Consider the following 21,062-nt stretch of genomic DNA (forward strand, 5'->3'; position numbering starts at 1 on the left):
TCAATTTACTTTAAGTGTAATTAGCCAATTTAGGATAAGGAACAAATAAATATCTAATGCATTGTTTTATTTAATATATAAATAAAACCAACAACTGAACGAATAACAACCTGCAGCAGTAAACCAACCAGGCCATGAAATAAAAAAGGCCGCGTATTCTCATACGTGGCCTTGTTAAAAGACGGGCGAAGCTTAATCCATACTTGCGCCGCCGCTAATGCGGAATTTGAAGTTGACGGTAATGCCCTGCCCTGGCTTCCCGCTCTCATAGCGCCACTTCTTCATCGCCTGCTTCACTTCGCGTTCGAACATGTTGGCCGGCTGGGCGGAGAGTATCTCGAGGTTATTCACCCGGCCATCGGCATCCACATCAAACTTCACGCGAACGTTGCCGTCCATGCGCAGTGCAAAAGCACGCGTTGGGTACTGCGGCCTGTCGCGGCTGAGAGCGCGCGGCCCGGTATTCACCGACGGCGCAGGCGCAGGCGCAGCAGGGGCAGGTTTCACTGCTGGCGTTGGCGCAGGCTGCACGGGCGCATTATTTTCAAACGGAGAAGCCTGGCGAGGCTCAACCGGCTTAACGTCACGCTTCGGCTGCTCAACCTTTTTCACCGGCTTGGGCTTCGGTTTGGGTTTAGGCTCCGGTTTGTGAATAACAACGGGTGCCTCTTTCGGCGGCTCGGGTATCGGCTCTGGCTCCGGTTCGGGTTCCGCGACCGGCTGCGGCGGAGGCTGAACAACCTGAGGCTGAGGAGGCTCAAGATCAGCGGGCGCAACCATCGTGACGCTGATCGGCTGCGAAGGTGCTGGGGACTCAATAACCTGATGTACCGAGGTGTAGAGCAACCCGGCCACAACGGCACCATGAATCCCGACGGAGAGAAGAGTCGGCCACGGAAAGCGGCGAGGTAATTCCAGGGTCATTGACGTCATAATGGTTTCAGTGTCTTTCAGGAGACGACAATTTTAAATGCAAATAACAATCATATTCAACAACGCATTGCCCGAAGGCGCACTTTTTCCTGCTGTCTGCGCGAGTTTCCCGCTATTTTCTCAAGGATTTAACATCCTGTTTATCTTTCAATTGCAGTCTGCGCACGGTTCACTTACCGTGGTTGACAACCCAACATCAAGAAGGAAGTGTGCCCGTGCTGTACGTCATTTATGCCGAAGATATTGCTGATTCACTGGAAAAGCGCCTGTCCGTTCGCCCTGCCCACCTGGCCCGCCTTCAGGTGCTGCGTGACGAAGGTCGCCTGCTGACCGCAGGCCCGATGCCGGCGGTTGACAGCAACGATCCTGGCAGCGCCGGCTTTACCGGTTCCACGGTGATTGCCGAGTTTGCGTCTCTGGAAGAGGCGAAGGCCTGGGCTGATGCAGACCCGTATATCGCCGCAGGCGTGTACGCTAAAGTTGAAGTAAAACCGTTTAAAAAAGTATTCTGATTTGCCTTCCGACGAGCCTGCTGGTTGCGGGCTCATAGTATGTTACTCAGTCTGCTGTAAATGCTTCTGGCGAAAACTGTCCCGGTTCAGAGGCCGTGAGAAAAGATAACCTTGCGCCAGCCTGACATTGTTATTGAACAGCACTTGCATCTGAGAAAAGGTTTCTACCCCTTCCGCAATGACATCCACCTCTTTCTCCTGAGCACGGCGGATAATATTGAGCGTTTCTTCGCCGGATGTGGTCCTGAAGCAGGCACGATCGAGCTTGATGAAGTCCGTTTCTACCTGAGCCAGTCTGCTATGGAGCTGTTCAACGCTGTGAATATCATCCCACGCCAGTAGAAATCCGGCGTCACGAAGACGCACGGCATTTTCACGCCCGGTATCATCCAGCAGAATGCTGTTGTCGGTTATCTCAAAGACAATGCGTTGCACAGGAACCGAATGCCGAGCCACAAGCTCAACTATTCGGTCAGCAAAACCGGCATCATTCAATTGAACTGGCGAAAGATTGAGGTGCAACAAATAACTCCCGTTATGCGGCACGATGACGTCCGTCATATAGCTAAATGCCAGGGAGATAACATGTTCGCCCAGCGAAACAATCCCCCCGTTTTCTTCCAGTCGATTAATAAACACGTCCGGGGAGACGAGTGCCCGCCGATGCACGCCTCGAATGAGCATCTCTGCACCGACACAGGTAAAACCTGATGTGTCGAAAATCGGCTGCAGTAACGACTCAAAAGCCATGCTGAAGTTATTCTTCATCACCCGATTAACGATGAACTCAGCGCTTTTCTCCATGTAACTACTCCTTTTGGCAGGCTTTCTTAGCTGGTCGAAATCACAACTTTATTTTTTCCGCTGGATTTCGCCTTGTAGAGCAACCTGTCGGCTTTCTCAATAAGCGCTTCATAATTTTCACCCCGCCATGGGCAAACACCGCCGCTAAAAGTGACAACTAATCCTTGTTCACGCCAGATTTTACTTTCGACCGATTTACGCCAACGTTCCATTATTTCCATAGCTTTAACCTGATTGTCGGAGAAATAAATAAAGGCAATTTCCTCTCCACCGTAGCGATAAAGCTTGGCACGATCGTCCAGCAGTCTCATGCCTATATCGGCAATAACCTTTAACACCGTATCACCGACCAGATGCCCGTAACCATCATTTATTTTTTTAAAGTTATCAATATCTATAATGGCCAGACTAAAAGGTGCTTCCCGGGCTAATAGATAATTAACGTCATTATCAAAGCTACGGCGATTAAGCAACCCTGTGAGGCCATCCGTTAGTGAGGCATTTTTTGCACTTTTTATTTGCTGACTGCTTTCATTTATTTCATTCATAATTTGTTTATCGACGCCGCCTTTCATGTCCAGACGTCCAAAACGCATCATCGAGATAATATCGACAACCATTGACTTCATTGATTGATGCATAAAGAACCACAATAATAGATAAATTGTCAGGCAAAAAATGAATCCACCCAAGATGATCCAGACAAAATATAAAACGGCATCATCAATCATTCTGTCTTTTACAGCAAAAACAACAAACCAGTCCGGGTTTGAAAAGGAGTAGTAGTAATACTGCTTGTGACTAGCTTTATCATGAAATGACCCCAGGCCATTTGTCATACGATGCACCACCGCCGGTGAGACAATCTCCGTGCCGATGGTATCGCTGTCTGCGTCAAGCACCGCTCTTCCCTGACGGTCAACAATCGAGAAGTGCCCTGGACTCGGGCTCTCCAGCTGTCGTAGCGGGTAGCTCATATTGATCAAATTCAGATCCATGGCGAACACCCCGTACCGCTCGCCTTTATCGTCGTGCAGCAGTTTGGCAATGGTCACTACCGGTGATTTATCAACTGCATTGGCATAAATATTCGAATAGTTCACAAAAGAGCTTTTTACGCTGAGGCTTTCGTACCAGGTTCGTCCTGACAGGTCCAGGCTATTATCAACATAGGATTTTGGTATGCTATTATACTATCCATCACGTGTTGCAATGATATAACCAGAAATAGCTGGCAACACCGCAATAGATGTTGTGAGTTGTATCTCCAAAACTTCATTTTCAGCATTAACCAGAGCATCAACGTTTTTATCATTTAATAGGGTAGCGCTTTGCCACAATGCATTCTCTAAAGTTTTCAGCTGCTGCTCGATATAGAACATCGCAATATTGTGAACAAAACCTTCGTTTTCATCATCCAACGTGCTTTTTTGATGACTATAGTTTATCCAGGCCAGCACCGAACTAAACATCACCAGTACGGCAAGAATAATGACAAACAGAAAGCTTATTCTTCTGGTGTAAGAAAAATCCTTTTTTATTAAATCACTGATCACTGATTTTGATATCCTGGCGACATAAGAAAATTCGTAAGAATTATGGCGTTATTTTTGGCTTATATGATGATCGCGATCATTTTAAAAACAAACTTCCGCCCTTTGGAAATATAAATTCAGGCTAAAGGGAAGATTTATTTCCTCATGGATTTAATGGGCACCGCACGCGGTGCCCGATGCTTATGCCCAACGATCGTGGATGGCAAACAGCAATGAATTACGCTGCTGGTTAACCAGGCACTTACGAATAGCATGAATGCGCATATTGCGCCGTGACTGGCTTTCCAGCCAACGCGCCCTGCGCTTCTGCGTTTGACGCTGCATACGCCAACGCCCAACTTCCGTTCTGCTACGTCTCATGTCTACGACTCAATTTTCCAAAAAATACGCGCCATTATAGAACCTTCTGCCGGGCAAACCATCCGTTTTGCGTATACTTTTAGTATTAAGCAATGAAAGTTCTGCGTACACTCTCAACTCTTCGGTTTCAAAAGGATTTTTAAGGCATGACAACCTTCTATACCGTGGTGAGCTGGCTGGTCATTCTCGGCTACTGGCTGCTTATCGCCGGCGTTACGCTGCGTATATTGATGAAACGCCGCGCCGTCCCTTCGGCAATGGCCTGGCTATTGATCATCTATATTCTGCCGCTGGTCGGGATTATTGCCTATCTCTCCGTGGGGGAACTTCACCTCGGTAAACGCCGGGCAGAGCGCGCCCGTGCCATGTGGCCTTCTACCGCTAAATGGCTCAAGGAGCTAAAAAACTGTAAGCATATTTTTGCCTCAGAAACCAGCGAGGTCGCCAGCTCGCTGTTCCAGCTTTGCGAGCGCCGCCAGGGCATTGCCGGTGTGAAAGGCAATCAGCTCCAGCTGCTAACCAGTTCAGATGACACCATGCAGGCGCTGATCCGCGATATCCAACTGGCGCGCCATAACATCGAGATGGTGTTTTATATCTGGCAGCCCGGCGGCATGGCCGATCAGGTGGCAGAATCGCTGATGGCTGCTGCACGGCGCGGTATTCATTGCCGCTTGATGCTCGACTCCGCAGGCAGCGTCGCGTTCTTCCGCAGCCCGTGGGCCAATATGATGCGAAATGCAGGCATTGAGGTGGTCGAAGCGCTGAAGGTTAACCTGATGCGTGTTTTCCTGCGTCGGATGGACCTGCGCCAGCACCGCAAGATGGTGATGATTGATAACTATATTGCCTATACCGGCAGCATGAACATGGTCGACCCCCGTTTCTTCAAGCAGGATGCGAATGTGGGTCAGTGGATCGATTTGATGGCACGTATGGAAGGTCCGGTCGCCACCGCCATGGGTATCGTATACTCCTGCGACTGGGAGATAGAGACCGGGAAACGTATTCTCCCGCCGCCGCCGGATGAGAATATCATGCCGTTCGAAGAGGCCAGCGGCCACACTATTCACACTATCGCTTCAGGGCCGGGTTTCCCGGAAGATCTTATTCATCAGGCGTTGCTGACCTCCGTTTATGCCGCACGTGAATACCTGATCATGACGACCCCGTACTTCGTGCCGAGCGATGATTTGCTTCATGCCATTTGCACCGCAGCCCAGCGCGGTGTGGACGTGAGCATCATCGTGCCGCGTAAAAACGATTCTCTGCTGGTAGGCTGGGCAAGCCGTGCCTTCTTCACTGAACTGCTGGCGGCGGGCGTGAAGATTTACCAGTTTGAAGGCGGACTGCTGCACACCAAGAGCGTGCTGGTCGATGGGCAATTAAGTCTGGTCGGCACGGTGAACCTGGATATGCGCAGCCTGTGGCTCAATTTTGAGATTACGCTGGTCATCGATGATGAAGGATTTGCCGGGGATTTGGCCGCCGTGCAGGACGACTATATCTCTCGCTCACGGCTGCTGGACGCGCATTTGTGGCTAAAACGCCCGCTCTGGCAGCGAATGGCCGAGCGACTGTTTTACTTCTTTAGTCCGTTGCTGTAAAACGTGGCGCATCAGCACTCGATAAGTGGATGTAGAGATGGAAATGGATCTGAATAACCGCCTGACCGAAGACGAGACTTTAGAACAGGCTTACGATATTTTTCTCGAGCTGGCGGGCGATAACCTCGATCCTGCCGACATTATTCTTTTCAATCTGCAGTTCGAGGAACGCGGCGGTGCGGAGCTGTTTGATCCGGCCGAAGACTGGCAGGAGCACGTCGATTTCGACCTGAACCCTGACTTCTTTGCAGAAGTCGTTATCGGGCTGGCGGATACCGACGGCGGCGAGCTGAACGATATCTTTGCTCGCGTCCTGCTGTGCCGAGAGAAAGACCACAAACTTTGCCACATCCTGTGGCGTGAGTAATCCTTTCTGCGCGGCCCTCAGGCCGCGCTGTTACTGCTTCTCATTGGGCGGAAGATGCTCCCCGCAAGTTTTGCAGTAATGCGCATTGCTGGCATGATCCTGCTGATGACAGCGCGTACATTCCCTCACTGACCGCCTTCTTTGCAAATCCTGTGACATCTGCGCCGTTAATATCCCGGTAGGGATGGCTATCACCGAATAACCAATCAGAATCAGCAGCGAGGCAACAAAACGGCCCAGTGCAGTGTGCGGCACAATGTCGCCATAGCCGACGGTTGTCACCGTCACAACGGCCCAGTAGACCGCTACGCCCAGGCTGGTAAAACCGTTGGCCTTCCCTTCTATGCCGTACATCAGCGCCCCCGCCGCGACCATCACGATGGCAATAAACGAGTAGAACAGGATCAGCTGATTGCTGGCGTTGATCAGGCTGCGCCACAGGCTTTTAAGCGCGGGCATATAGCGCAGGAGTTTGAGGATGCGCAGCACTCGGATGGCGCGCATTGCTCGCCAGGCAAAATAGTAATGAATGGCAAACTCTGGCCACAGCCACAGGACATAGAGTGGCAGCATGGTCGCCAGATCAATAATGCCCCAGAAGCTAAACACGTAGCGGATGGGCTGCGGCCAGGTGGAGACTCGCAGCAGATATTCACAGGTGAACAGCAGCGTGAAGATGATTTCCAGCCAGATAAACAGCTGCCATTCGCCGTAGGTTAGCCGGGGATCGCTCCCGACGCTGGATTCGGTAAAAACAACGGCAACGCTGAGCAGCGCCAGCAGGCCGCAAAACGCCTCGAAACGGCGCCCGGAACGGGTGTTTTGATCGAACAGAAAGCGGTACAGCAGCACACGAAGTGATGAAATGTTCCCTGGCACGGTAATCCTCGCAAAAAGAAAGGGCCAGCGCGGTGCTGGCCCCAGGCGAGATTATAGCGGGTCAACCTTCAGACAGGAAACCGCATGGCGGAAACTGCCTTCCAGCACCGGCCGCGTTTTGGAGCATTCCGGGCCGGCAATCGGGCAGCGGGTGCGGAACACGCAGCCAGATGGCGGGTTGATTGGCGACGGCAGCTCCCCTTCCAGCAGCTGGATAGTTTTATTCTTTTCCAGGTCCGGGTCGGGGATCGGCACCGCCGACATCAGCGCTTTGGTATAAGGGTGCAGCGGGTTGTGGTAAACCTCATCGTAGGTGCCCAACTCCACCGCATGGCCCAGATACATCACCAGCACGCGATCCGAAATGTGTTTCACGACAGCGAGGTCATGGGCGATAAAGATTAACGACAGCCCCATTTCGCGCTGCAGTTTCTGCAGCAGGTTAACCACCTGCGCCTGAATCGACACGTCCAGCGCCGAGACCGGCTCATCACAGATGATGAGTTTTGGCTCAAGGATCAGCGCGCGCGCGATGCCGATACGCTGGCACTGGCCGCCGGAAAACTCGTGCGGGTAGCGGTTGACCAGGTTTGGCAGCAGGCCGACTTTCATCATCATTGCCTTCACGCGGTCGCGTACTTCCTGCTTTGGCATTTTTGGATGATAGGTCAGCAGCGGCTCGGCGATGATATCGCCGATGTTCATACGCGGGTTCAGCGATGCCAGAGGATCCTGGAAAATCATCTGAATATCGCTGCGCACGTCGCGCCACTCTTCCTGTTTCATGCCAAGAAGATCTTTCCCCAGCCACGCTACGCGGCCATCGGTCGCTTTCACCAGGCCAATGATGGCGCGGGCAAAGGTCGATTTACCGCAGCCGGACTCGCCCACCACGCCGAGGGTTTCCCCTTCGTACAGGCGCAGCGTCACGCCATCGACGGCTTTCAGGGTTTTGGAAGGCTGCCAGAACCACTGCTTGCCATCTTTGATGTCAAAATGCACCTTCAGATCGGCGATTTCTAACAGAACTTTTCTCTCTTCTGCAACGGTGCTCATGCTAATTCCTCCACCGGTCTAAAGCAGGCACGCAGGCGGCCATCACCAAACTGCTCCAGTGGCGGAGCACTATTACACGCTTCCATCGCAAACTGACAGCGAGGCTGGAACGGACAACCCTGCGGCAGGCGCAGCAAGTTCGGCGGGTTGCCAGGAATAGTCAGCAGAGATTCACCTTCCGCATCCAGACGCGGTACCGCGTTCAACAGGCCGATTGAGTACGGGTGTACCGGCTTGTAGAAGACGTCGCGCGCGTTGCCATATTCCATCGTACGCCCGGCGTACATCACCAGCACTTTATCGCAGATCCCGGCCACCACGCCCAGGTCGTGGGTAATCATGATGATCGCCGTGTTGAACTCACGCTTCAGCTCGTTCAGCAGCGTCATGATCTGCGCCTGAACGGTCACATCCAGCGCAGTAGTTGGTTCGTCAGCAATCAGCAGTTTTGGCCGGCACAGCAGCGCCATGGCAATCATCACACGCTGACGCATCCCGCCAGAGAACTCGTGCGGGAACATGCGCATGCGCTTACGCGCTTCCGGCATTTTTACCGCATCCAGCATACGCACGGACTCTTCAAACGCTTCCGCTTTCCCGAGTTTTTTGTGCAGCATCAGCACTTCCATCAGCTGATCGCCCACACGCATGTACGGGTTCAGCGAGGTCATCGGATCCTGGAAAATCATCGAGATTTGCTCGGCGCGCAGGCGGTTAAGCTGCGATTCCGGCAGGTTCAGGATCTCTTTGCCGTTGAATTTCGCCGAGCCGCCGATGCGGCCATTGGCCGCCAGCAGGCCCATCAGCGCAAAGGCCGTTTGGGATTTGCCCGAGCCGGACTCGCCAACAATGCCGAGGGTTTCACCGGCACGCAGGCTAAAGTTGAGGTCGTTTACTGCCGTGACGTCACCGTCGGGCGTGCCAAAGGTCACGCGCAGGTCTTTAACGTCCAGCAGAACTTCAGATTTGTTCAGTGGAGCGGCCACCGGAGAGGTTTCAATAGTACTCATGGAGGACTCCTTAACGATCTTTCGGGTCGAGGGCATCACGCAGGCCATCGCCGATAAAGTTAAAACAGAACAGCGTAACCACCAGGAAACCTGCCGGGAACAGCAGAAGCCACGGTGATACCTCCATGGAGTTTGCGCCGTCGCTTAACAGTGCGCCCCAGCTGCTCAGAGGCTCCTGCGTGCCGAGGCCCAGGAAGCTCAGGAAAGATTCGAACAGGATCATGCTTGGTACCAGCAACGAGGCGTAAACCACCACCACGCCGAGGACGTTCGGCACGATGTGGCGCAGAACGATGTTAAGGGTAGAAACACCGCCTACGTGTGCCGCTTCGATGAACTCTTTGCGTTTCAGGCTCAGGGTTTGGCCACGCACAATACGCGCCATGTCCAGCCAGGACACCATGCCGATCGCCACGAAGATCAGCAGGATGTTTTGCCCGAAGAAGGTCACCAGCAAAATGACGAAGAACATGAACGGGAAGGAGTTCAGGATCTCCAGTAGACGCATCATCACGGAGTCAATTCTACCGCCGAGATAGCCGGCCAGACAGCCGTAAAGCGTTCCGACAATTACCGCCACCAGCGCAGCAGAAATACCGACCATCAGGGAAATACGTCCCCCGATGGCGACGCGCACCAGCAGGTCACGGCCCGACGAATCGGTACCGAAATAGTGACCGGATGCCATGTCAGGGGCTGCCGACATCATGCCCCAGTCGGTATCAAAGTAGGTAAACTGCGACAGAACGGGCGCAAACGCCACGAACAGTGCAATCAGCGCCAAAACAAACAGGCTGGTGATCGCCGCACGGTTATGGATAAAACGGCGACGCGCATCCTGCCACAGGCTACGGCCTTCAACTTCCAGTTTTTCACTGAAGTTTTCCAGCGCCTCGCTGTTTTTCTTAGTCAACATTATGGCCACTCCAGCTTAGTAACGGATTTTCGGGTCGATAACGGCATACAGCACGTCAACCACCGCGTTGAACAGAATCGTCAGCGCACCGACCAGAATGGTCAGGCTGAGAACCAGTGAGTAGTCACGGTTCAGCGCCCCGTTAACAAACAGCTGACCAATGCCCGGCAAGCCATAAATTGTTTCAATCACCATAGAGCCCGTGATAATCCCCACAAACGCTGGCCCGAGGTATGACAGGACCGGCAGCAGCGCAGGTTTCAGAGCATGGCGCAGCACAATACGACGCATCGGCAGGCCTTTGGCGCGAGCGGTGCGGATAAAGTTAGAGTGCAGGACTTCAATCATCGAGCCGCGGGTAATACGCGCGATGCTCGCGATGTACGCCAAAGACAGGGCGATCATCGGCAGTATCATGTACTTCGGTGCGCCCCCGTTCCAGCCGCCACCGGGCAGCCATTTAAGGGTGATAGCAAATATCAGTACCAGCAACGGCGCCACCACGAAGCTGGGGATAACCACCCCCGTCATGGCAAAGCCCATTACCGTGTAATCCCATTTGGTGTTTTGATTCAGCGCCGCAACCACGCCCGCCGTTACACCCAGCACAATGGCAAAGATGAAGGCAGCTGCGCCTAATTTTGCGGATACCGGGAAGCTGGACGCCACCAGGTCATTGACCGAATAGTCTTTGTATTTAAATGACGGCCCAAAGTCCCCGTGCGCCAGCTGTTTTAAATAGCTGAAGTACTGCGTGGTGATCGGATCGTTAAGGTGATACTTCGCTTCGATGTTCGCCATGACTTCTGGCGGCAGCGTACGTTCGCCGGTAAATGGACTTCCCGGTGCAAGACGCATCATAAAGAAGGAAATAGTGATAAGAATAAAGAGTGTCGGAATTGCTTCCAGACAACGACGTAGAATAAATTTCAACATTGCCCGTACCTTCTGGCCTGTGCCTTTGCAGTGCGATGTAAATAAGACACGATGGGGCAGAATTTATCCACCGGCCGAAACCGGTGGGCCCTGCCCCACGAATTGCCATTAATGTTTGATAATGTACAAGTCTCTTACGTAGACATTATCCATCGGGTCTTTACCGGTGTAACCACCCACCCACGGCTTAACCAGACGGGCGTTAACGTAGTAGTAAACCGGGACAATGGCTGAGTCTTTATCGAGCTGCTGCTCAGCTTTCTCATACAGCGCGGTACGCTGGGCTTCGTCGGTCACTTTCAGGGTGTCGGCAATAATCTTGTCGAACGCCGGGCTCTTATAGTGCGCGGTGTTGTTAGAGCTGTCGGACAGCATGGTGTTCAGGAAGGAAGTCGGTTCGTTATAGTCCGCACACCAGCCCGCACGCGCCACATCGAAGGTCCCCTGGTGACGGGTATCCAGGAAGGTTTTCCACTCCTGGTTCTCCAGCTTGACGTTCACGCCGAGGTTTTTCTGCCAGATAGATGCCACGGCGATAGCCAGCTTCTTGTGCAGATCGGAAGTGTTGTACAGCAGGTTGAAGGTCAGCGGCTTGTCTTTGGTGTAGCCTGCTTCAGCCAGCAGTTTTCTGGCCTCTTCGTTACGCTTGTCCTGAGACCAGGTGAACCACTCTGGCGGGGTCAGCTTCGCGCCATCGGTATACGGCGGGGTGTAACCATAAGCTGGCAGGTCGCCCTGGTTTTTCACTTTGTTCACGATGATGTCGCGATCCAGGCCCAGTTTCAGAGCCGCACGAACGCGAGGATCGGTAAACGGTGCTTTCTGGTTGTTGATCTCGTAGTAATAAGTACACAGGTACGGATCGGCGTGAACTTCAGTTGGAATTTCTTTTTTCAGTTTCTGGAACAGTTCAATCGGCAGGTTGTTATACGTCATGTCGATTTCACCGCTGCGGTAGCGGTTAACGTCTGTTACTTCAGAAGAGATTGGCAGGTAGGTCACCTGGTTAATCACGGTTTTCGCGTTATTCCAGTAGTTGGTGTTACGCACCAGAACGATACGCTCGTTCACCACCCAATCTTTTAATTTGTATGCACCGTTGGTCACGATGTTGGCAGGCTGGGTCCACTTGTCGCCGAATTTCTCAACGGTGGCTTTCGGTACCGGAGAAACGGATGGGTGAACCAGCAGTTTGTAGAAGTATGGCACCGGCTCGCTCAGGGTGACTTCCAGAGTGTGGTCATCGATGGCTTTCACGCCCAGATCGCTGGTCGGTTTTTTACCGGCAATGATATCGTCGATATTGGTCAGGTGGCCGTACTGCAGGTAGCTGGAATAAGGAGAGGCGGTTTTCGGGTCAGCCAGGCGCTGCCAGCTGTAAACAAAGTCCTGCGCGGTGACAGGCTCGCCGTTGGACCATTTCGCGTCTTTACGCAGGTGGAAAGTCCAGACTTTAAAATCTTTATTGTCCCAGGACTCTGCGACGCCCGGAGACGGGTGGCCCTGCAGATCGCTTACCAGCAGACCTTCAAACAGGTCACGGCTGATATTGGACTCCGGCACACCTTCGATTTTGTGCGGATCAAGAGATTGAGGTTCTGAGCCGTTGTTACGAACCAGATCTTGTTTCTCTGCCAATTGCACACCCGCCGGAACATCTGCCGCCATCGCGACATTGCCAGCAATCAGCGCAGTTAAAATGCCCGCTGCAATCAGGCTTTTTTTAGTGATATTTGTCATTGTGTTGGTACTCCACTCATTATAATTACCGACCCGAAAGTCGGCCTCTTCCCCTCAGGGGTCCCTTACAGCGCAGGAGCGTTAAACGTCCGTACGGGATACTGCTTTCCTTACTACTTCGCTATCACCGACTTTATTTTCGGGCCGCTCGATTCGGCAGCCTCATTACGTCGATTCTTTCTGCCGCCGATTGCGTGGTCGACGGCCATGATTTACTTGTTCGCAGGACATGATTACGCTGCGAAATCATTCTCATCTAAAAAAGAAACATTTTTCAGCGAATTGTTTTGCCCGGAAAGTATCAAAAGCTTCAGATACCCGCCAATACAATTTGCAAATTTGTTAACCATTTCTCTTTTATGGAGAGATTGTGGGGAGCGCCATGCAGGAAAGATGTTTATAAGAACCCAATCATAATCTTAGTTATCATAGAGTTAGCATACTATCACTGCCTTGGAGAGGAGGTCGGTCTATCGCCTGCTTCATCACTCACAAAAAATTAACAATTGATTATTTTTTAGCACATTCCTCTGCGGGAAGGCATGAATTACTAATATCATCTCAATAAACCCGCAGCAAGCCTGATTGCATAACGGATGCTAAATATCATTTCGATCGCCACTTTTCTGTACAGCTTGTTACAACGTCAACCTCTAATGCACGGTTTTCCAAAGCATTTTCTTATGAAAGATTCGCATTTACTTTTGCAATAATGAGGATAGCGGGCGGGTAAAATTTTCTTCTACGGAAAGAAAAAAGCAGAATAGAGATTCTGCTTTTTCATTTGAAGGCGCTAGCGGAATTAACTTATCAAGCCTGGGAAGATAGCCCTGACGCCGGTGACAATAAACTCAATCCCCAGAGACATCAGAAGCAGGCCCATGATACGGGTGATCACGTTGATCCCGGTTTGCCCCAGCATGCGGACCAGCCACGGTGCAATACGGAACAGCAGCCAACAGCAAAAGGCAAACAGCGCAATGGCAAGGGAGAAACCCAGCAGATGGCCCCAGCTGTGATAGCGACTTCCCCAGACAATCGTTGAACTGATTGCACCCGGCCCCGCCATCAACGGCAATGCGAGAGGAACAACCCCCACACTTTCGCGAATTGCGCTCTCCGACTTCTCCTGTTTGTTCTGTTTATCTTCACCCAACTTGCCGCTGATCATTGACATAGCGATGGTCACCACAAGAATACCGCCGGCAATACGGAATGAATCGATTGAAATACCAAAAACTTGCAGAATACCGTCACCCAAAAAAAGTGAGGTCCAGAGAATAATCGCCACCGACAGGTTGGCCGTGAGGTTGGTTTTATTTCTTGCTGCGGCGCTCTGGTAACTGGTCATACTAATAAATACGGGAATGATCCCTACCGGGTTGACCAGGGCAAACATCCCGATAAAGAACTTAATATAGGTTGGCAGGTCGAAAAAGGATTGAGCCACATAAAACTCCGCAAATGAACAAAGCAAAAGCAGGCGTAATGTAATGGAAAAACACCCCTGCCGCTACGCTATTTCCCTGCTTAATCGACGCCTGCAGCAACTTATTTTAGCATCATGGTGAACTGTTACCCGAATGTTGAATTTGTGATACTTTGTTTTGACACCGCTGTGACTAATTTTTTAAAGATTTATCAATCACCTGGATAGTGCCTGCTGAATGGTGTCAGCATCAATTAGTTGTGATTTAGATCACGAAAAACCTACTCAGAAGTGAGTACTCTTGGACACATCTGAAAAGCAGGTTTTTCCACTAACACCGCTTATTCAGATGAGGCTCTTTTAGTAAATCAGCGCATGAATCCAGGTCATCTTTATGACAGTTTTTTGTCTTAAACACGCATTCTGTGGCTGCTGACTATACTGTCGACTCGCGCAGCTTATTTACTAAAAGAGTTTAACATTATCAGGAGAGCATTATGGCTGTAACTAATGTCGCGGAACTGAACGCCCTCGTAGAGCGCGTAAAGAAAGCCCAGCGTGAATATGCCAACTTTACTCAAGAGCAAGTCGATAAGATTTTCCGTGCTGCCGCCCTGGCCGCTGCCGACGCTCGAATCCCCCTGGCTAAATTAGCCGTTGCTGAATCCGGTATGGGTATCGTCGAAGATAAAGTGATTAAAAACCACTTCGCTTCTGAATATATCTATAACGCATACAAAGATGAGAAAACCTGTGGTGTGCTGTCTGAGGACGATACCTTCGGTACCATCACGATTGCCGAGCCTGTCGGTATCATCTGCGGTATTGTGCCAACCACTAACCCAACATCAACCGCCATTTTCAAATCGCTGATCAGCCTGAAAACCCGTAACGCGATCATCTTCTCCCCGCACCCACGCGCTAAAGATGCAACCAACAAAGCAGCAGACATTGTTCTGCAGGCTGCAATTGCGGCAGGTGCACCAAAAGATCTGATTGGCTGGATTGATCAACCTTCCGTCGAGCTGTCTAACGCCCTGATGCACCACCCGGACATCAACATGATTCTGGCAACCGGTGGCCCAGGCATGGTTAAAGCTGCCTACAGCTCAGGCAAACCGGCTATCGGCGTAGGCGCAGGTAACACACCTGTTGTGGTAGACGAAACTGCCGACGTTAAACGTGCAGTTGCGTCTATTTTGATGTCAAAAACCTTCGACAACGGCGTTATCTGTGCGTCTGAACAGTCCGTCATCGTTGTTGATTCGGTATATAACGCAGTTCGCGAACGTTTCGCCAGCCACGGCGGTTACCTGCTGCAGGGTAAAGAGCTGAAAGCCGTTCAGGACATCATCCTGAAGAATGGCGCGCTTAACGCCGCGATTGTGGGCCAGCCGGCAGCCAAAATTGCAGAACTGGCAGGCTTCACCGTACCAGCAGACACCAAAATCCTGATCGGTGAAGTATCCGTAGTCGATGAGTCCGAGCCATTTGCTCATGAAAAATTGTCCCCTACCCTTGCCATGTACCGAGCTAAAAACTTTGAAGACGCGGTAGTGAAAGCAGAAAAACTGGTTGAGATGGGCGGTATCGGCCATACCTCATGCCTTTATACCGACCAGGACAACCAGCCTGCACGCGTTAAGTTCTTCGGCGACAAAATGAAGACCGCACGTATCCTGATTAACACCCCGGCTTCTCAGGGTGGTATCGGTGACCTGTATAACTTCAAACTTGCGCCGTCTCTGACGCTGGGTTGTGGTTCATGGGGCGGTAACTCCATCTCCGAAAACGTGGGTCCTAAGCACCTGATCAACAAGAAAACCGTTGCTAAGCGAGCTGAGAACATGCTGTGGCATAAACTTCCGAAATCTATCTACTTCCGCCGTGGCTCTCTGCCAATTGCGCTGGATGAAGTGATTACTGATGGCCACAAACGTGCGCTGATTGTGACCGACCGTTTCCTGTTCAATAATGGCTATGCCGATCAAATCACCTCCGTGCTGAAAGCCGCTGGCGTAGAAACCGAAGTCTTCTTCGAAGTAGAAGCTGACCCTACGCTGACCGTTGTTCGCAAGGGTGCTGAACTGGCAAATTCCTTCAAACCAGACGTGATCATCGCGCTGGGCGGCGGCTCCCCAATGGATGCAGCCAAAATCATGTGGGTAATGTACGAACATCCAGAGACCCACTTCGAAGAACTGGCGCTGCGCTTTATGGATATCCGTAAACGTATCTACAAGTTCCCGAAAATGGGCGTGAAAGCGAAGATGATTGCGGTCACCACCACGTCCGGTACAGGCTCTGAAGTCACACCGTTTGCGGTTGTTACCGACGATGCAACTGGCCAGAAATACCCGCTGGCTGACTACGCACTGACCCCGGACATGGCTATTGTTGATGCCAACCTGGTGATGGATATGCCTAAGTCGCTCTGCGCCTTCGGTGGTCTGGATGCTGTAACCCACGCGCTGGAAGCTTACGTTTCCGTCCTTGCAAGCGAATTCTCTGACGGCCAGGCTCTACAGGCACTAAAACTGCTGAAAGAAAACCTGCCAGCTTCATATAATGAAGGGTCTAAAAATCCGGTTGCGCGTGAACGTGTTCACAACGCAGCGACTATCGCCGGTATCGCGTTTGCTAACGCCTTCCTGGGCGTGTGCCACTCCATGGCCCACAAACTGGGTTCTCAGTTCCACATTCCTCACGGTCTGGCTAATGCCCTGCTGATCTCCAACGTTATTCGCTATAACGCGAACGACAACCCAACCAAGCAGACGGCTTTCAGCCAGTACGACCGCCCGCAGGCTCGTCGTCGCTACGCTGAAATCGCCGACCACCTGGGTCTGACCGCAGCGGGTGACCGTACTGCGGCTAAGATTGAGAAACTGCTGGCATGGTTGGAATCAATCAAGGCTGAACTGGGTATTCCTAAGTCCATCCGCGAAGCAGGCGTGCAGGAAGCAGACTTCCTGGCACACGTGGATAAACTGTCTGAAGATGCGTTTGATGACCAGTGCACCGGCGCTAACCCACGCTATCCGCTGATTTCTGAACTGAAACAGATTCTGCTGGATACCTACTATGGCCGTCCGTTTGTTGAAGGTGCTGCGGCCAAAGAAGCTGCACCGGCCGCAAAAACTGACAAAAAAGCCAAGAAAACGGCTTAATCGGTAGCCCCTAAAAAACAAAACCCGCCTTTTGGCGGGTTTTTTTATGTCTGAATACGTCACTCAGGCCTGCACAGCACGTTTAATGTAGAAGCGTTACAGGGTTCCAGAACGGTGAATCAGTTGCCCTGAATGGCCTGTAGAGAGCCTTTAAGCAAAGCTTCTTTATAATGCTTACGGCAGACCGACACATAGCGTTCATTCCCGCCTATTACTACCTGTTCGCCCTCATTATAAGGCCGACCTTCCTGATCGAGACGCAGCACCATACTGGCTTTACGACCACAGAAACAAATCGTTTTCAGCTCAACCAATTTGTCTGACAGCGCCAGAAGATACTGGCTGCCGCTAAATAACTCCCCGCGAAAATCCGTTCGCAGCCCGTAGCATAAAACAGGAATATCCAGCTCATCGACAACATCAGATAAAGCATAAACCTGCTCTTTAGATAAAAACTGACTTTCGTCCACCAGCACGCAGTGTATCGGTGCAGATTGCTGTTCGGCACGGATGTCGGCCAGCAGGTCCGTAGTCGGATTATAAAGCCTGGCCGGGGAAGACAGACCAATACGCGAACTGACCTTACCCACACCAAAGCGATTATCAATCTCGGCGGTGTAGACCAGCGTACGCATCCCCCTTTCCTGGTAATTCCAGGATGACTGAAGTAGCGCTGTCGATTTTCCCGCATTCATTGCTGAGTAGTAAAAATAGAGTTGAGCCATTGCACCCGTTGCCTGAGTCAAAAGTGTAAATTATGTTTCGGCGGATTGTACCACACTGTAACTTGCAGTGGATGGTGGATTACCTTGCTAAACATCAGGGTTAATTGTACCCGATATATTAATAAACCACGCTTATACATTGAGTAATAGCGGTATACCGGATACATGAAACGGCTATGGCGGATCGCTGTTCCAGACGGGTTATCGCCCCTAATGAAATGGTTCACCTGCTCAATTATTATAAATTGTAAACGACCGGTATCCATCCTATGCCTAAATACCAGCGCTTGATATTTGATGATTAATGCGAAATTTTTATCTTTTCCTCATCATGACAAACCCTTTTGATGACAGGGTTGTTGTCTAAAAATTGAGTCTTGAAGTGCCATTTCACGTGGTTTAGCGACCAGGAATTAAGTTAACAGTATTTAAACTGCCACTTATATATCAGCAAATTTTGAATTACTTACATTCACGGCTATTGCAGAACCTAATATAACGCTCTATTATTAGCTCAAACGTCATCCCCCAATAATAAGTTTGAGATTACTACAATGAGCGAAGCACTTAAAATTCTGAACAACATCCGTACTCTTCGTGCCCAGGCAAGAGAATGCACCCTGGAAACTCTGGAAGAGATGCTGGAGAAATTAGAAGTTGTCGTTAACGAACGTCGTGAAGAAGAAAACGCGGCGGCTGCTGAAGTTGAAGAGCGCACCCGTAAACTGCAGCAATACCGTGAAATGCTGATTGCTGACGGCATCGACCCTAACGAACTGCTGAACAGCATTGCTGCTGTTAAATCTGCAGGTAAAGCGAAGCGCGCAGCGCGTCCTGCTAAATACCAGTACATCGACGAAAACGGCGAAACTAAAACCTGGACTGGCCAGGGCCGTACTCCAGCAGTAATCAAGAAAGCAATGGATGAGCAAGGTAAGAAACTGGAAGACTTCCTGCTGTAATCCCCTCAGTGCTGCTTATTAAGATCCCGCTCCGGCGGGATTTTTTATTTGTGACGCACTTCATTTTAACGCCCGGAACATGCATCACTTTAGTAAAACAATCCTATAACAGCTTACGTTTCTTTATTAATGAATCGTATTTAATATCTTTAGATACAATACCTGTCCTTTAGTACAGTTAATTTCTCTCGCTAATCATCAGGTTAAGCCTGACGCGGATTTATCTGACGTTCAGGTAATCCATTTCCCGGCCTGATATACTCCATAAGCGTTATCAACTAAAAATGTGGCATTACTACATATAGTTGAATCCTGGTCTGAACAAAGTGGAGAGTCCAGCCTGAAGATCTCATACCGAGAGATTATTGAGTATCCCATACGTTGCTTTTATCTCTCTCACAGCGAGACAGGTTCGCTCCACATAAGCGCGCCGCGAAGTATATTACTGCTGCTTTTATCGCTCATATTTACATGGCTCATGGCCCTCAGCGTTTAATCTCACGCTTATCTTTCTGCTTCAGATACGCCCTGATGTTCAAATAACGAGCACACCCACTTTACTTTAACCCGTATAAGGGTTTTGTCCGTCGAGAACGGCAGAATATTGCAGGAACACGGCTGAAAAGCCCTGTAGAAGCCTAATAGAGGGGATTTAAAATCTTAGGAGTAGTGCGAGAAGGAGAACGTGACCGACAGCGTACAGGCTCTCTGGTGCGCTGTCGTGCCGGCCACGTTAAATAACAAAAGATGGGTATTTCTTAGACGATATTAATGGAAGCACCGCGACCAATAGCGTAATAAACAAAACCACGCTTATTCAGTCTATCTGGATCATAAAGATTACGACCATCAAAGATGACCGGCTGTTTCAGGGATTTCTTCATCAGATCGAAATCCGGGGCCTTAAAGCTCTGCCACTCGGTACAAACCACAAGCGCATCAGCGCCCTGCAGGGCCGCTTCTTTGGTTCCCATCAGCCTTAAATCACTGCGGTGGCCATAAATACGCTGAGTTTCATCCATAGCTTCAGGATCGTAAGCCTGCACCTGCGCACCGCGCTCCCAAAGTGCTTCGATCAGCACACGGCTGGAAGCTTCACGCATATCGTCTGTATTTGGCTTGAAGGAAAGTCCCCAAAGCGCAAAAGTTTTGCCTTTCAGATCCTGGCCGAAGTGGCGAGTCACAAATTCAGGCAGCTTTTGCTTCTGGGCATAGTTAACCTCTTCAACCGCCTGCAGAATTTTTGGCGTGTAGCCAATCTGCTCTGCGGTGCGAATCAGCGCCTGAACATCTTTCGGGAAGCAGGAGCCGCCGTAGCCACAGCCAGGATAGATAAAGCTGTAGCCAATCCGGGAGTCAGAGCCGATGCCCATACGCACTTTCTCGATATCAGCCCCGAGACGTTCGGCCAGATTAGCAATTTCGTTCATGAAGCTGATTTTAGTCGCCAGCATACAGTTAGCGGCGTATTTGGTCAGCTCGGCGCTGCGGATATCCATCAGAATCATGCGATCGTGATTACGGTTGAACGGCTCGTACAGCTCGCGAAGCAGCTCAATAACCTCTTCGTTATCCGTCCCGATGACGATGCGTTCAGGACGCATGCAGTCGGCAACCGCGGCACCTTCTTTCAGGAACTCCGGGTTAGAAACCACATCAAAGTTAATCTCCAGACCACGAGATTTAAGGGTTTCTTCCATCACCGCACGGACTTTGTCTGCCGTGCCAACGGGCACTGTTGACTTATCGATGACGACTTTATGTGAATCCATGTACTGCGCAATGGTACGCGCAACGGAAGTCACATATTTCAGGTCAGCGGAACCGTCTTCATCCGGCGGAGTCCCCACGGCGATATAGTGCATTTCACCATGGTTGACACCCTCTTCAGCATTGGTGCTGAACTGCAGGCGCCCTTCTTCATAATTTTTCTTAACCAACGGCGCAAGGCCTGGCTCAAAGATAGGGATTTCACCTTTTTTCAGGTTTTCCACTTTCTTTGCGTCCACGTCGATACACATGACGTCATGCCCTACATCAGCGAGCACGGCGGCCTGGACTAAACCAACATAGCCAATACCAAATACGGTAACTTTCATC

The 21,062-nt window shown here is 50.9% G+C and carries 19 protein-coding genes; 5 read left to right on the forward strand and 14 right to left on the reverse strand.

The genetic code is table 11. The features are described from left to right. Positions 1–192: 192 nt before the first annotated feature. Positions 193–933: a TonB system transport protein TonB gene (tonB, locus tag LH86_RS16870; protein WP_071842843.1), complete on the reverse strand. Its 741-nt coding sequence runs from the start codon at positions 931–933 to the stop codon at positions 193–195. 215 nt (positions 934–1,148) lie between these two features. On the opposite strand from tonB, the gene LH86_RS16875 reads away from it, so the two are divergent. Continuing rightward, the gene (locus LH86_RS16875; RefSeq protein ID WP_039303708.1) at positions 1,149–1,445 is read left to right on the forward strand and encodes a YciI family protein; all 297 of its coding nucleotides are present in this window, start codon (positions 1,149–1,151) and stop codon (positions 1,443–1,445) included. A 42-nt stretch (positions 1,446–1,487) separates the two neighbouring features. Here LH86_RS16875 and LH86_RS16880 read toward each other — a convergent pair whose 3' ends face one another. The 4 genes from LH86_RS16880 to LH86_RS16890 form a co-directional block, all read right to left on the reverse strand. Then, positions 1,488–2,249, reverse strand: a complete 762-nt coding sequence (locus tag LH86_RS16880; protein ID WP_039303711.1) for an EAL domain-containing protein — start codon at positions 2,247–2,249, stop codon at positions 1,488–1,490. Positions 2,250–2,275: 26 nt separating this feature from the next. Beyond that, positions 2,276–3,433 carry a diguanylate cyclase gene (locus LH86_RS16885; RefSeq protein WP_331280747.1) on the reverse strand — a complete coding sequence of 386 codons (1,158 nt, stop codon included), beginning with the start codon at positions 3,431–3,433 and terminating at the stop codon, positions 2,276–2,278. Positions 3,434–3,442: 9 nt separating this feature from the next. Then, positions 3,443–3,805, reverse strand: coding sequence for a hypothetical protein (locus LH86_RS22860; RefSeq protein ID WP_231562700.1), 363 nt, complete (start codon positions 3,803–3,805; stop codon positions 3,443–3,445). A gap of 180 nt (positions 3,806–3,985) precedes the next feature. After that, positions 3,986–4,165 (reverse strand): YciY family protein, encoded by a 180-nt coding sequence (locus LH86_RS16890; RefSeq protein ID WP_008454259.1) that lies wholly within the window; start codon positions 4,163–4,165, stop codon positions 3,986–3,988. A 146-nt stretch (positions 4,166–4,311) separates the two neighbouring features. On the opposite strand from LH86_RS16890, the gene cls reads away from it, so the two are divergent. Continuing rightward, positions 4,312–5,772: a cardiolipin synthase gene (cls, locus tag LH86_RS16895; protein ID WP_039303714.1), complete on the forward strand. Its 1,461-nt coding sequence runs from the start codon at positions 4,312–4,314 to the stop codon at positions 5,770–5,772. Between the two features lie 37 nt (positions 5,773–5,809). Beyond that, a complete protein-coding gene (locus LH86_RS16900; RefSeq protein ID WP_008454257.1) occupies positions 5,810–6,139 on the forward strand; it encodes an HI1450 family dsDNA-mimic protein in 330 nt (109 codons plus the stop codon). 30 nt (positions 6,140–6,169) lie between these two features. Here the strand turns inward: LH86_RS16900 and LH86_RS16905 are convergent, their stop codons facing one another. The 7 genes from LH86_RS16905 to LH86_RS16935 all read right to left on the reverse strand — a co-directional run bounded on the left by LH86_RS16905 (position 6,170) and on the right by LH86_RS16935 (position 14,126). Further along, positions 6,170–7,018, reverse strand: coding sequence for an ion transporter (locus LH86_RS16905; RefSeq protein ID WP_039303717.1), 849 nt, complete (start codon positions 7,016–7,018; stop codon positions 6,170–6,172). A gap of 51 nt (positions 7,019–7,069) precedes the next feature. Continuing rightward, complete coding sequence (oppF, locus tag LH86_RS16910) at positions 7,070–8,074, reverse strand: murein tripeptide/oligopeptide ABC transporter ATP binding protein OppF (protein WP_039303719.1); 1,005 nt, start codon at positions 8,072–8,074, stop codon at positions 7,070–7,072. Beyond that, a complete protein-coding gene (locus LH86_RS16915) occupies positions 8,071–9,084 on the reverse strand; it encodes an ABC transporter ATP-binding protein (protein WP_039303721.1) in 1,014 nt (337 codons plus the stop codon). The genes oppF and LH86_RS16915 overlap by 4 nt, the downstream gene beginning before the upstream one ends. Positions 9,085–9,094: 10 nt before the next feature. Continuing rightward, positions 9,095–10,003: an oligopeptide ABC transporter permease OppC gene (gene oppC, locus LH86_RS16920; RefSeq protein WP_039306331.1), complete on the reverse strand. Its 909-nt coding sequence runs from the start codon at positions 10,001–10,003 to the stop codon at positions 9,095–9,097. A 12-nt stretch (positions 10,004–10,015) separates the two neighbouring features. Continuing rightward, positions 10,016–10,936 carry an oligopeptide ABC transporter permease OppB gene (gene oppB / locus LH86_RS16925; RefSeq protein WP_008454251.1) on the reverse strand — a complete coding sequence of 307 codons (921 nt, stop codon included), beginning with the start codon at positions 10,934–10,936 and terminating at the stop codon, positions 10,016–10,018. A 108-nt stretch (positions 10,937–11,044) separates the two neighbouring features. Continuing rightward, a complete protein-coding gene (gene oppA, locus LH86_RS16930; protein ID WP_039303723.1) occupies positions 11,045–12,676 on the reverse strand; it encodes an oligopeptide ABC transporter substrate-binding protein OppA in 1,632 nt (543 codons plus the stop codon). Between the two features lie 802 nt (positions 12,677–13,478). Beyond that, complete coding sequence (locus tag LH86_RS16935; RefSeq protein WP_039303725.1) at positions 13,479–14,126, reverse strand: YchE family NAAT transporter; 648 nt, start codon at positions 14,124–14,126, stop codon at positions 13,479–13,481. A gap of 476 nt (positions 14,127–14,602) precedes the next feature. Between LH86_RS16935 and adhE the strand changes: the two genes are divergently transcribed. Then, positions 14,603–17,275 (forward strand): bifunctional acetaldehyde-CoA/alcohol dehydrogenase, encoded by a 2,673-nt coding sequence (gene adhE / locus LH86_RS16940; RefSeq protein WP_039303728.1) that lies wholly within the window; start codon positions 14,603–14,605, stop codon positions 17,273–17,275. A gap of 119 nt (positions 17,276–17,394) precedes the next feature. Here the strand turns inward: adhE and tdk are convergent, their stop codons facing one another. Then, the gene (tdk, locus tag LH86_RS16945; protein WP_039303730.1) at positions 17,395–18,000 is read right to left on the reverse strand and encodes a thymidine kinase; all 606 of its coding nucleotides are present in this window, start codon (positions 17,998–18,000) and stop codon (positions 17,395–17,397) included. 554 nt (positions 18,001–18,554) lie between these two features. Here tdk and hns point away from each other — a divergent pair. Beyond that, positions 18,555–18,962, forward strand: coding sequence for a histone-like nucleoid-structuring protein H-NS (hns, locus tag LH86_RS16950; protein WP_008454242.1), 408 nt, complete (start codon positions 18,555–18,557; stop codon positions 18,960–18,962). 758 nt (positions 18,963–19,720) lie between these two features. Here hns and LH86_RS16955 read toward each other — a convergent pair. After that, the gene (locus LH86_RS16955) at positions 19,721–21,061 is read right to left on the reverse strand and encodes a UDP-glucose dehydrogenase family protein (RefSeq protein WP_039303733.1); all 1,341 of its coding nucleotides are present in this window, start codon (positions 21,059–21,061) and stop codon (positions 19,721–19,723) included. Position 21,062: the final 1 nt, after the last annotated feature.

It is taken from the genome of Cedecea neteri, from assembly GCF_000758325.1.
In the GTDB taxonomy this organism is placed as follows: Bacteria; Pseudomonadota; Gammaproteobacteria; order Enterobacterales; family Enterobacteriaceae; genus Cedecea; species Cedecea neteri_B.

Bases quoted from the DNA above. Each gene is read 5' to 3' on its own strand.
- tonB (WP_071842843.1), bottom strand. From the start codon at position 933: ATGACGTCAATGACCCTGGAATTACCTCGCCGCTTTCCGTGGCCGACT.
- LH86_RS16900 (WP_008454257.1), top strand. From the start codon at position 5,810: ATGGAAATGGATCTGAATAACCGCCTGACCGAAGACGAGACTTTAGAA.
- tdk (WP_039303730.1), bottom strand. From the start codon at position 18,000: ATGGCTCAACTCTATTTTTACTACTCAGCAATGAATGCGGGAAAATCG.
- LH86_RS16880 (WP_039303711.1), bottom strand. From the start codon at position 2,249: ATGGAGAAAAGCGCTGAGTTCATCGTTAATCGGGTGATGAAGAATAAC.
- LH86_RS16890 (WP_008454259.1), bottom strand. From the start codon at position 4,165: ATGAGACGTAGCAGAACGGAAGTTGGGCGTTGGCGTATGCAGCGTCAA.
- LH86_RS16915 (WP_039303721.1), bottom strand. From the start codon at position 9,084: ATGAGTACTATTGAAACCTCTCCGGTGGCCGCTCCACTGAACAAATCT.
- oppF (WP_039303719.1), bottom strand. From the start codon at position 8,074: ATGAGCACCGTTGCAGAAGAGAGAAAAGTTCTGTTAGAAATCGCCGAT.
- oppB (WP_008454251.1), bottom strand. From the start codon at position 10,936: ATGTTGAAATTTATTCTACGTCGTTGTCTGGAAGCAATTCCGACACTC.
- hns (WP_008454242.1), top strand. From the start codon at position 18,555: ATGAGCGAAGCACTTAAAATTCTGAACAACATCCGTACTCTTCGTGCC.
- cls (WP_039303714.1), top strand. From the start codon at position 4,312: ATGACAACCTTCTATACCGTGGTGAGCTGGCTGGTCATTCTCGGCTAC.
- oppA (WP_039303723.1), bottom strand. From the start codon at position 12,676: ATGACAAATATCACTAAAAAAAGCCTGATTGCAGCGGGCATTTTAACT.
- adhE (WP_039303728.1), top strand. From the start codon at position 14,603: ATGGCTGTAACTAATGTCGCGGAACTGAACGCCCTCGTAGAGCGCGTA.
- LH86_RS16955 (WP_039303733.1), bottom strand. From the start codon at position 21,061: ATGAAAGTTACCGTATTTGGTATTGGCTATGTTGGTTTAGTCCAGGCC.